Here is a 10,981-nt window from a genome sequence, read left to right as displayed (position 1 = left end):
AAAAGTAAGCCTGGAGGTCGGGTGGCTTTGTCTTGCCCACAATCTGCTCAAAAAAGCAACAATGGCAGAAAAACGTAAACGAGACCAAGCAGGATGAACCACGGCTTGGTCTCGTTTGACGTCTCGGTGTTCATTCTCTTCACCGATGTTTGTTTTTAAGGGCTTTTGAGACAGCCCCTTTTATGCTTATTTACCTCAAACAGCCCTAAGAGGCATCGTTTATAGCCTGGTATCTAGGATTTGGCGTATTGCAGAATCGCGGTTGCCGCTTGAACCCGGAGCTGTTCGTTCTCGCTCTGCAATGCACTTTTAAGAACCTCCAGCGCTGCCTCGATGGTTGCTTGCTCAACTCGCACTGACATATTTTCTGTTAACGTGCCGTTTGCTGTATGCTCCGTAGTTTCGGTTAATACGGTATCTGCTGCTCCGTCCGTACCTCTAAGAGCTTGATCCAACTGAGCCTGCGTTACGGGCAACATAAATTGAGCGATATATTTTGGCTCGTTCAGCAACGTCCGCATAGGTTTATTGATCTCCGCAAGGGATACTCGCCCAAGCCAGGTTACTCCCCTTCGATGGCAGATCAAGTCGTCATTTGTGCCAATGGAATCATCATAATAATAGTCTCCAGCATCTCCAATGAACATCCATTCCTCATCCTTCATCACGATATAATCCCCATCTTCAATCAAATGCACAAAGGTATGTACCGTTTCCACAGCCTCGCTCAATTCTCCGTCAGCAAGATGATAATGCCGTTGCAGTTGTTCAACAGCGCTCTCCGTTGGCACCTGCTCCAGATCACCAAGCCCGGACCACGGAATGCCAACATAATGATCTTCCAGATAACTTTTGACTTTACTGATTCCACCTATAGATGACTGGATATAAAACAGATTCATGAATGTCGCCTCCCTTCTATCATGCCATAAAGCTAGTTAACCATCGGAACATCATCCTGTCCACATTCTCCCGGATATAGCCCAAAGCTATAGCTAGATATAATTTAATGGAATTACTTAATAGCCATGCTTCTATGATACCTTACTGTTAACACATTGCAGAGGGGTTATAACAAATGACAAAAAGCAGCGTACTGGGGTATCCGCGTATCGGAGCCGACCGTGAATGGAAAAAAGCACTTGAAGCGTTCTGGTCAGGTCAATTGCAAGAAGATGAGCTTCATTCAAGACTGCAGGAAATTCGGCTTAATCATCTACGCCAGCAGCAGGCCAAAGGCATTGATCTGATTCCAGTAAACGACTTCAGTTACTATGATCATATTCTGGATACAGCCGTGATGTTTGGTATTGTGCCAAAACGCTTCGCTTATAGCGGAGGAGTTGTACCTCTCTCCGTCTATTATGGCATCGCTCGAGGAACGAAGGATGCCGCTGCCAGCGAGATGACCAAATGGTTCAATACGAACTATCACTATATTGTTCCTGAACTTAACGATGCTTCTCCTGCTCTGACCGAGAACAAGCCGCTGACTGCATACCTTGAAGCCAAAGAGAAGTTAGGTATTGAAGGTAAACCCGTCATCGTTGGACCATTAACGTTCCTCAAGCTTTCCAAAGGATATACGGAATCCGAAACAGACGGTTGGCTGGACAAACTGCTTCCTCTCTATACCCAGGTGCTTCAGGAGCTTGCGGACGCGGGTGTACAGTGGGTGCAGGTGGATGAGCCAGCTCTTGTCACCAAGCTTCACGCTGAAGACATACAGCACCTTAACAAAATATATAGAACCTTTGCAGAAGCTGTGCCTGGTTTGAACATTTTGCTGCAAACCTATTTTGAATCGGTTGAACACTATAATGACATCATCGCTTTGCCCGTTCAAGGCATCGGACTTGATTTTGTACACGGGCTTGAAGGCAACCTGCAATCCATCCAAACCTTCGGTTTTCCCGCCGACAAGGTGCTGGGTGCAGGTATCATTGACGGACGCGGCATCTGGAAGGCATCTCTTCAAGACAAGCTGACCTTGCTCCAAACATTGACTTCGTTTGTTACGACTCAGCGATTAATCGTACAGTCTTCATGCAGCCTGCTGCACGTACCTGTAACAGCAACACGGGAAACGAAACTGCCAGCCAAACTGATAGATGCGCTCGCATTTGCGGAAGAGAAGCTGGATGAGATCGTTATTCTGACCCAGGCTCTACGCAAGCCTGACGCAGTAGTTTTCGCTACAATCCATGAAGCAGAACAGAAGCTGCAAGCGTTGCAGCACTCTGAAGACCGCAATCGCAAAGCTGTTCAGGAGGCTGTGGCCACCATTCGCGTACAAGAGCCTAACCGTTCACATCCATTTGCCCAACGATATGTAGCCCAGCAGGATAAATGGCAGCTGCCTCTGTTCCCTACAACAACGATTGGCAGCTTCCCTCAATCCTCTGAGGTCAGAAAAGCCCGTCAGCAGTGGCGCAAAAACGAGCTCAGCAATGAACAATACGCTTCCTTTATTCGGGATCAGATTGATCGCTGGATTCATATCCAGGAAGACATTGGCATCGACGTGCTGGTTCATGGTGAATTCGAGCGAACCGACATGGTTGAATTTTTCGGTGAGAAGCTGGCCGGCTTTGCCTTCACCCAATATGGCTGGGTGCAATCCTACGGTTCACGCTGTGTGAAACCACCGATTATTTATGGTGATGTCGAATTTACGAATGAGATGACTGTTGCAGAAACGAAATATGCACAGTCGAAGACCAACAGACCTGTCAAAGGCATGCTGACCGGCCCAATTACGATCATGAACTGGTCCTTTGTCCGCGAAGATATCGAGCGGGAGACAATTGCATATCAACTGGCGTATGCCCTTAGACAAGAGGTGGAGGCACTTGAAAAAGCAGGCATCGGCATGATTCAGGTGGATGAGCCTGCTGTTCGTGAAGGCTTGCCGCTCAAGCAAGATCAACAGGCCAATTATCTGGATTGGGCTGTCAAAGCGTTCCGTATCACCACATGCACCGTACAGGAAACCACCCAGATCCACACCCATATGTGCTACTGTGAGTTTCACGATATGATTGATTCCATTGAAGCGATGGATGCGGACGTCATTTCCATTGAAACCTCGCGCAGCCATGGCGAGCTAATTCACAGCTTTGAAGAAAACACGTATGAGTTAGGTATTGGACTTGGCGTATATGACATTCACAGCCCACGTGTGCCTAGTGTCGAAGAAATGAGCAGCATGATTGACCGCGCCTTGCGTGTGCTTGATCCAAAGCTGTTCTGGATTAATCCAGACTGCGGATTAAAAACACGTGGACAGCAAGAAACCGTAGCCTCCTTGCAGAACATGGTCGACGCTACCCGAATTGCACGGGCCAAACATACCGCAGCTGCGGTCTCAAACTAACATAGCATATCCAGACATTACTGTTAAACGATACGCTTAACCTAAATGCCAAAAGCCGGAATCCTGCATCACACAGGACCCGGCTCTTGTTTTATTTTAGAAGCTGCATAGCCTCAGATACTCTCCTTCAGCCACTCATGCAGAGGAATATCCTCCGTCAGCTCACCGAGTAAAATATGCCGAAGCTGGCCCGTTTGATCAATGAGCAGCGTCGCTGGAAGACCCGTTATGCGATACAGACTTGATATTTTGCCCGTCGCATCAAGGATGACTGGAAAATCAAACTGATGGCTTTTCAGAAATTCGCTAATCGTACCTTTGCTTTCCCCCACATTGACAAACAGCGTCTCCACATCATTTCTATGCTGCTGCGCCAGCTCATGCACCAACGGCATTTCTCTAACACATGGGGTACACCAGGAAGCCCAAAAGTTAATCATTACGGTCTTGCCCCGGTAATCGGACAACCGAACCTGCTCACCTTTGGAGTTTACCGCTGTAAAATCGGGGGCTTCTGCTCCTGCCCGAATAGGGTTACTGCTTTTCAATTCGGCATTCGATAGATTGTTCACTATAGCCCATATGCCTGCACCCAGCGCCACCAGTGCAATCAACAGGGTCATTATACGTCTTGTATTTAGTCCGGGCTTTGGCTCACTCATTGCTTTATTCTCCTGCGGTTTGTCGTGCATTGTACTCACCTTCAATCACACTCATCTTGACTTTCACTTCAAGCCCAGGCTCTGATGGAACGCAGCATGAAGCGAGCCATACTGCTCTCGAATAGCCGTCGTTGTACCTTCTCCAACATTTCGCCCCTGGTTCATAAACAGCACCTGATCTGCAATGTCGTTGGCAACTTCAAGCTGATGGGTAGAAAATACGACCATATGCCCTACTTGTTTGATCTCACTGAGCAGATGAACAAACTCCTGCATCCAGAACGGATCAAGCCCGTTCGTAGGCTCGTCCATAATCAGCAGAGCTGGCTTGGCAAGCATCGCCTGAGCAAATAATATTCGCTGCCGCATGCCTTTAGAGAACGTGGTGACGCGTTTATGCTTCTGCTTGTCCAGACCCACCATCTCCAATACTTCCTGAACTCGCTGCTTTGGAAGCTTGCGAAGAGATGCCCAGAATAATAAGGTTTCCTCCGCTGTGAGCCCCTGGCTGAATTGATAGTCGTCCGGCATGTATCCGATTTGATCGGCATACCGTTTGCGATCCTGTGCCCAGCGTAAATTGTTGACCCTAATCTCTCCAGAGGTTGGCCGTAAAATGCCTGCTAACATACGCAGCAATGTGCTCTTCCCTGCTCCGTTTCCACCGCACACTGCAAGTACATGGCCTGCTTCCAGCTCAAAAGAAATATCATCTACGAGGAGTTGATTTTTTATTTGTTTGCCTAACTCCTTCACCCTGACTTCGGGTTTATGCATGAGAACGCCCCCTTTCCCATAACGTATACACGATGAGAATAGAGCAGATCACCCATAGCAGGCATATTCCGATAAATATTGCACTTCCGCCTGGCTGCTGTACCCATGTCACCCATTGATAATATTCAGGTCCCAGGATGGAGCCGCCGCCGAGCTTGATTACAATATACAGCCGCACCAGTTCAGCCGGGTTGAGGAAGGTCAACAGCACCAGAATTGGCTTGATCCACAGGTATGGCATCATGCCTAATATCGCAAGTAGCAATGTCGGCCAGCCTATAACGGCGAAGAACCAGATCGACACAGAAATCGTCAATGCTTGCCAGCGATTACGTGACAACGATCCAATCACGAGCGCAACGCCCAGAAATAACAGAACAAGCCCGCATGAAAAGGCAAGAAACAGCACATACGTTAACAGATCAATGGGATTGCCGAGCATCCAGCTAATCACTCCCATCAACCCATATCCAAAGGCAACAATCGTCAGGAGTACCGCAGCCAGACCAATATATTTCCCTGTTATGAAGGACAAGGTGCCTATAGGATACGTGGATAACAGCTGCCAGCTGCCGTCCTCCTTCTCAGAGGTCAACGAAAAGGAGCCCAGAAACAATGTCATCAGGGGTAGAAGATACAGAATCAAATTCAGCATGGAACCTGTCGTGCTGGAGTACCCCTGCACCGGATTTTGCGCATTAAGCAATAACAAACTTAAACTGAATGTACAAAAGAGTACCAGAAACGAATACGCCCAGAGATTGCGAAAACCTGTTTTCAACTCTCTCCTGGCGATCTGTATCATGTCAGACATTGCATTCACCATTCCTTGTCAGCATCAGTGGTGACCTGATTCCTCTTTCGCTCCACCCTCTTGATGGTCACCTTCACTCATATCATGATCCCCACCTTGATCCATATCATGTTCGGTGTCTTTGTTCATTCCATCTCCATCATGACCATGTCCATGCCCGTCCATATTCATGTTATCCATGTTTTGAGTCCAATTGTGGGAGGCCAGCTCATCCGCTGTCATGATCTTGCCTACACCCTGTTCTGTTACGAACGCTTCAGCCGAGGCCTTGTCCTTGAAGTTCAGCACACCATAAGCCATCGGTGTCTTCAGGGAAGCATCATAGACATACGTGGCTTTACTGAATTCAATCCATTCTTTATCATTGTAATCACGTACATAGTCCATGCCGATATTGTCAGTCCCGTTTTGTTTCTTCCATTCATTCATGCAGCCGATATCATCAAATTTATAATTTTTACCATCCTTGGTCGTTAGTTGTGTAGCAAATGCATCATCCTTCACCTGCATATTACAGATCACACAAATATCCACATCCTCATTAATCGGCACCGCCGCATACTTCTGTCCGCAAGCCGTTAACATCACTGTACCCAGAAGCAATACTATCGTTAGCATCCATCTTTTACTCATTTTCTCCCTACCCCCATATAGATCATCGTACCTGCAGATAAACCGAGCAGCAGCATACCAAGAAGCCCTACCAGACCTGATCGGCTTTGCCTATCCGTTTTAGTTGCCCCTGCCTGCTGTTCTCCGATTCGGATCTGCGGTGTTTCATCCGTTGTCCAGCTACTCTTCCCTTCCGAGTGCAAGTCACTCAGAAAAACCATGCCTGGTGATTGAAAGAACAGCTGGTATGCAGCATTTCGACTGATCAGTTGTTCATAGAACGGATTGATCGCATAAGGCAGATCGCTCATTCCGTCCTGATTCACATCAAGTCCCTGAAAGGAGTCCCAATAATTGCCCTTCATCTTGTTGCTTTTACTGTCCATGGCAGATGCATCAATTACGTTAGAAATAAAGCGATTTTGCGTAAACGTATTGCCCTCTGCCAGCACCATCTGGATGCCTACAAAATTGCGGGTAATGTCGTTATCCCTTATCTCATTACTCGATGATTCCGCAATATTCATGCCAACACGGTTCCCCTCAACCGTATTGCTGGTAATTTTGGACTGATGTACGTCATAGAGCAAAATCCCTTGAGAATGCACATTTGTGCTTTGTTTACGGAATATGTTACCTGAGACAAGCGTGTTTTTCACACCCATGATCATACCGCCAGTCATGTTCTCTTCCCCCGTATTGTTCATCACAGAGGAACCGTTGATGTACATGCAATGAATGCCATATCTTGTTCGAAGTAACCGATTATCCTGTACCAGAGCTTTCCGGCTGTTCTCCAGATAAATTCCGTCGAGCACCCCTTGAATCTGATTCCCCTCAATCCGGCTATGATCCGAATTGAAGAGATCAATGCCATTCCCTTTTTGAGTGCTGGAGGCTGTGCTTTTCCCTGCCCATTCAATAGTGTTATGACCCAGCAACGCAGAATCAGCATCACGCAGCAGTAATCCGGCGCCTTTTGTGCGTATGGTAAGCCCGTTTACTTCATTGTTGCTTCCCGTTATGTGCACAGCTGCAGCCGGCTGGCCTCCATGATGCTCCACTGTAAAACCACTAAGCTTCACATCATCAGCCTGAATGGATATGGCAGCTTTCTCCTGATGATTAATAATCGTCACGGACGCGTCACCAATCAGGGTAAGTGGTTTATCAATGACTATCGGACCCGCATAGGTGGTGCCCGCTTGTAACTTAATCACAGCACCTGAGCTCACACTGTCGATGATGGGCTGAAGCGGCACCAGGTCCCGGTTTGTCTCTGCTGCTCTGGCTGCTTGCAACGGAAGCACCAGCATGAGAAGCAAAGAAATCGTCATCATGAAGCCAGCTTTGCAAGCAGCACCCCAGCCAGGCCACAATCGTTGGTTTGCACTACGACAATCGTTCATGTTCAGGATGTGTATGCCCCCAATTCCTTTGCTTTTTTCCCCCATTGCATCGCCACTTCCCTCCATTCTTTCCTGATTCATATACAATTAAGCGTTATCACAGTCCTTTACACAGTGTATCGAAGTTGCTGCATTTTCCATATAGCCCCATCAGGCTATAGGCTCGTTCGTTTTGTGTCCAAATTGTGATTGAAACGAAAAAAAGCCACCACATTGGCGACTTTAAAACGAATGAATTATTCAAATGCATAGGTCCAGAACCGCTCGCGTCCAAAACGCGCCTGAAGCTCCTCATCATTCAGCTTGCGGTTACCCATCAGCTCTGCGGCCTGGAACTGGGAACGATGAGCACGAATGGATGACAGCTTTTGCTCCAAAAACTGGCTTACATCTACGGTTACATCCGGCTTGCCGATATGCTGCTCATGATTGTTTGAAAAGGCGACGCATTGCACGACAGGACGCTCATCTGCCGGAAGACGGCTTATCGTTCTGACTACTGCGGCCCCAGTCGCATCATGATCAGGGTGCACGCTGTATCCCGGATAAAACGTAAATACCAAGGAGGGCTTGAGTTCCTCAAGCAGAGCCATGATGCTGCCATCCAGCAGCTGTGGGTCCTCAAACTCTACCATTTTATCGTGGAAACCAAGCATTCTTAGATCCTGAATACCAATAGCGCTCGCTGCTTCAATAAGCTCGTTCTTACGAATGGAAGGCAGCGTCACACGGTTTGCAAACGGTGGAATCCCCATGTTACGTCCCATTTCTCCCAAAGTCAGGCAAGCATATGTCACCTGTGCTCCACGATCAATGTATTTGGCTAACGTCCCCGATACCGAGAAGGCTTCATCGTCAGGATGGGGAAAAACCACCAGGATGCGCTGATGCTCATCGTGTGCAGTCTTTGTCATATGTTGTTCCTCCGCTCTCAATTCTCATTAAAACTTCTCGCGGCTCAGCTGCAGGGCAACAACGAGCTTGCCTTGGCTGTCATGTCCAGCGAGAATCAGTCTTTCTTCTTCCTGCTCATCAATATGAGTAAGTCCTTCAGCATATATCCAGCCATCGGTGGTCTTGAGACCAACTCGATAGGGTCCCTCACCCGAAATGGAGCCCTGCGTATATCGAATGGCCGCATTGGTAATAAATGCCGATGCCGGATGCCGGGAGCTGTCGTAATGCTGTGCATACGCACCCGTTGTCATTTCAAGATGCATGTACACATCCTGATCGGCAAGGCGATTAATCCGAAGCTGGATGTCTTGAGGTTGTATCAGTTGCATGGCGGCCTCCCTGTTTCATGTAAAGTTTGAACTCCATTTTATCATATGAAGCCAAGAATATACATTCAAAGCTGCCAGGGAGCATAAAATGGTAAACCACACCTTAGATGTCCTCGGTAAAACAGGAACATTCTTCTGTATATTTTTCTATTTTTCAGTCCTCACCCGATCGAGTATATTAGATGTAATGCACAACACAAAATATCGGAGACTTGATGAGAAGATTCTCACAATAGACGATTCATTGTTTTAAAAGGAGCTGCTCTCTTGAAATCTTTCATTCAGTTATTACATTTTGGCTATCATCAGGCCATGAGCTGTATCTTTCCTGTAGCCATTTTTGGAACACTGGCCTTGTCCAGTGTAATTCCTTTTCCTTATATTCATCGTTATGATGCAATTCTGCTCATTCTGCTTGCTGTACAATACTTGATGTTTCGCAGTGGACTGGAAACCTGGGATGAGATCAAGGTCATCTGTGTGTTTCACCTGATTGGTCTCCTGCTGGAAATCTACAAAGTACATATGGGCTCATGGTCATATCCTGAACCGGCCTTTAGTAAAATTTTCGGCGTTCCGCTCTATAGTGGATTCATGTATGCCAGCGTGGCCAGCTTTATGTGTCAGATCTGGCGAAGACTGCGGATGGATATGACCGGTTGGCCGGGTATGCTTCCCTCAGCGCTTCTCGGCGTTGCCATCTATCTTAATTTTTTCACCCATCACTATATCCCGGACTTTCGCTGGTGGCTTACTGCACTTGTATTTGTAGTCTTCTGGAAAACGTGGATTATCTACCGGGTGCGATCCGTTACCTATCGAATGCCGTTGTCCCTTGCGTTTATCATTGTCGGATTTTTTATCTGGCTGGCAGAAAATATATCAACTTTTCTAGGGGCCTGGAAGTATCCCGATCAGCATGAAAGCTGGCAGCTGGTCAGCTTCAGCAAGATCAGCTCCTGGTTTCTGCTCGTCATTATCAGTGTAATCATCGTTGCACAGCTTAAATATGTGAAAGCGAACAGGAAGCTGCATTCCTAAGGGAGAGTAGTCTGCGGATCACAGTCACATGGAAGGTACCCGTTTTCCTAACGTCAGTGATCCGCTATCATTCGTCATCTCCACCTGCTTCGCACCAACCTGTTTCCCTGCTTCATCGTATACTTTGATCGTATATGTTTCATTTTCTGATACAGGAAGCATGGCAAGCCAGATAAGCTTTTCTATATCTATTTTGACGATTTTCGCTTCCGTTTCCCCCTTGGCGTCATCACTATGAAGCTGGTTTTCAGCAGTAACGCGCGATACTCCCGCATGTTCAATCGTGCCAAAGACCATCGGAAAAGGCGTCTCAACGCCCTCCAGCTCTGGCATGTTCATATAATGCAATGCATATTCAGAAGGGTCGATCACACTGGTACCATACCCGCCACCCCACACCCACTTCCACCCAAACAGAGTTTTGCGCACATACTCCAGCTGCAGATTGCTGGATGCCCCGCTATTCGTTCTTTCTATAAACAAAATCATACCACCGTCAACAGGCTCCTGATGAAGCACACGGACATTAACGGAGGTACCCCTGAATCGCTTCACTGCATCCTCTGGCGTACTGCCGATTGGAATCGACCAAACATTGTCTTGTATACCAACCGCTTTGGACATCATTTGGTCAGCCAGACCGCCTGGTCTTTCTTTTATATACAAGTAGGCATATACTGTTAGCAAAGACAGAATTACAAGTTTGACCGTCAGGTAGAGTATCTTCCTTTTACCCAAGCGCATGCTCCAGCCCCTCCTTTTCAAGCAAAACCGAGCATCTCAGCTCACTTTTTCACATAAAGCATCTCCTAATATTACCATAATATCAAATTGTTTTTCATTGATGATCCAACATTCCGCAACAAAAAAACCGCCACTAGTGGTATTATCCCCTTAAAGTAGACACTAAAAAAAACCTTCATGTTATCATGAGGGTTCAAGTGACACTTGGAGGGGATATTTTTATGGCGAAAAAAGGACAAACGTTTCAGACCTATACCGAA

The 10,981-nt window shown here is 47.2% G+C and carries 11 protein-coding genes; 2 read left to right on the top strand and 9 right to left on the bottom strand.

Annotated features, from left to right (window positions below; translation table 11 throughout):
* Positions 1–233: 233 nt before the first annotated feature.
* Positions 234–902, bottom strand: a complete 669-nt coding sequence (locus DFQ00_RS28135; protein WP_110899704.1) for a hypothetical protein — start codon at positions 900–902, stop codon at positions 234–236.
* 176 nt (positions 903–1,078) lie between these two features.
* Between DFQ00_RS28135 and metE the strand changes: the two genes are divergently transcribed.
* Positions 1,079–3,376, top strand: a complete 2,298-nt coding sequence (gene metE / locus DFQ00_RS28130; protein WP_110899703.1) for a 5-methyltetrahydropteroyltriglutamate--homocysteine S-methyltransferase — start codon at positions 1,079–1,081, stop codon at positions 3,374–3,376.
* 113 nt (positions 3,377–3,489) lie between these two features.
* Here the strand turns inward: metE and DFQ00_RS28125 are convergent, their stop codons facing one another.
* From DFQ00_RS28125 to DFQ00_RS28095, 7 genes are all read right to left on the bottom strand, one after another.
* Positions 3,490–4,038 (bottom strand): redoxin domain-containing protein, encoded by a 549-nt coding sequence (locus DFQ00_RS28125; RefSeq protein WP_110899702.1) that lies wholly within the window; start codon positions 4,036–4,038, stop codon positions 3,490–3,492.
* Between the two features lie 63 nt (positions 4,039–4,101).
* On the bottom strand, positions 4,102–4,815 hold the full coding sequence (ccmA, locus tag DFQ00_RS28120) for a heme ABC exporter ATP-binding protein CcmA (RefSeq protein ID WP_110899701.1): 714 nt from the start codon (positions 4,813–4,815) through the stop codon (positions 4,102–4,104).
* Positions 4,808–5,629, bottom strand: a complete 822-nt coding sequence (locus tag DFQ00_RS28115; RefSeq protein ID WP_110899706.1) for an ABC transporter permease — start codon at positions 5,627–5,629, stop codon at positions 4,808–4,810. The genes ccmA and DFQ00_RS28115 overlap by 8 nt, the downstream gene beginning before the upstream one ends.
* Before the next feature lie 24 nt (positions 5,630–5,653).
* Entirely contained in the window at positions 5,654–6,262 is a 609-nt protein-coding gene (locus DFQ00_RS28110) for a nitrous oxide reductase accessory protein NosL (RefSeq protein ID WP_110899700.1), read from the bottom strand.
* On the bottom strand, positions 6,259–7,731 hold the full coding sequence (locus DFQ00_RS28105; protein ID WP_244214022.1) for a NosD domain-containing protein: 1,473 nt from the start codon (positions 7,729–7,731) through the stop codon (positions 6,259–6,261). Before DFQ00_RS28105 ends, DFQ00_RS28110 begins: the two co-directional genes overlap by 4 nt.
* Positions 7,732–7,886: 155 nt before the next feature.
* Entirely contained in the window at positions 7,887–8,564 is a 678-nt protein-coding gene (bshB2, locus tag DFQ00_RS28100) for a bacillithiol biosynthesis deacetylase BshB2 (protein WP_110899699.1), read from the bottom strand.
* Positions 8,565–8,591: 27 nt separating this feature from the next.
* Entirely contained in the window at positions 8,592–8,936 is a 345-nt protein-coding gene (locus DFQ00_RS28095; RefSeq protein ID WP_110899698.1) for a YojF family protein, read from the bottom strand.
* A gap of 267 nt (positions 8,937–9,203) precedes the next feature.
* Between DFQ00_RS28095 and DFQ00_RS28090 the strand changes: the two genes are divergently transcribed.
* Positions 9,204–9,977, top strand: coding sequence for a DUF817 domain-containing protein (locus tag DFQ00_RS28090; RefSeq protein ID WP_110899697.1), 774 nt, complete (start codon positions 9,204–9,206; stop codon positions 9,975–9,977).
* 24 nt (positions 9,978–10,001) lie between these two features.
* On the opposite strand, the gene DFQ00_RS28085 is transcribed toward DFQ00_RS28090, so the two are convergent.
* Positions 10,002–10,721, bottom strand: coding sequence for a hypothetical protein (locus DFQ00_RS28085; RefSeq protein ID WP_110899696.1), 720 nt, complete (start codon positions 10,719–10,721; stop codon positions 10,002–10,004).
* Positions 10,722–10,981 lie beyond the last annotated feature (260 nt).

Source organism: Paenibacillus barcinonensis, from assembly GCF_003217495.1.
GTDB classification, from domain to species: Bacteria; Bacillota; Bacilli; order Paenibacillales; family Paenibacillaceae; genus Paenibacillus; species Paenibacillus barcinonensis.
Note: the sequence above shows the minus strand (reverse complement) of the source record. Positions and strands in the feature narration are given on the sequence as shown.

Coding starts and splice junctions, on each gene's coding strand:
- metE (WP_110899703.1), top strand. CDS start 1,079: ATGACAAAAAGCAGCGTACTGGGGTATCCGCGTATCGGAGCCGACCGT.
- DFQ00_RS28095 (WP_110899698.1), bottom strand. CDS start 8,936: ATGCAACTGATACAACCTCAAGACATCCAGCTTCGGATTAATCGCCTT.
- DFQ00_RS28105 (WP_244214022.1), bottom strand. CDS start 7,731: ATGAATCAGGAAAGAATGGAGGGAAGTGGCGATGCAATGGGGGAAAAA.
- DFQ00_RS28110 (WP_110899700.1), bottom strand. CDS start 6,262: ATGAGTAAAAGATGGATGCTAACGATAGTATTGCTTCTGGGTACAGTG.
- ccmA (WP_110899701.1), bottom strand. CDS start 4,815: ATGCATAAACCCGAAGTCAGGGTGAAGGAGTTAGGCAAACAAATAAAA.
- DFQ00_RS28135 (WP_110899704.1), bottom strand. CDS start 902: ATGAATCTGTTTTATATCCAGTCATCTATAGGTGGAATCAGTAAAGTC.
- bshB2 (WP_110899699.1), bottom strand. CDS start 8,564: ATGACAAAGACTGCACACGATGAGCATCAGCGCATCCTGGTGGTTTTT.
- DFQ00_RS28115 (WP_110899706.1), bottom strand. CDS start 5,629: ATGTCTGACATGATACAGATCGCCAGGAGAGAGTTGAAAACAGGTTTT.
- DFQ00_RS28125 (WP_110899702.1), bottom strand. CDS start 4,038: ATGAGTGAGCCAAAGCCCGGACTAAATACAAGACGTATAATGACCCTG.
- DFQ00_RS28085 (WP_110899696.1), bottom strand. CDS start 10,721: ATGCGCTTGGGTAAAAGGAAGATACTCTACCTGACGGTCAAACTTGTA.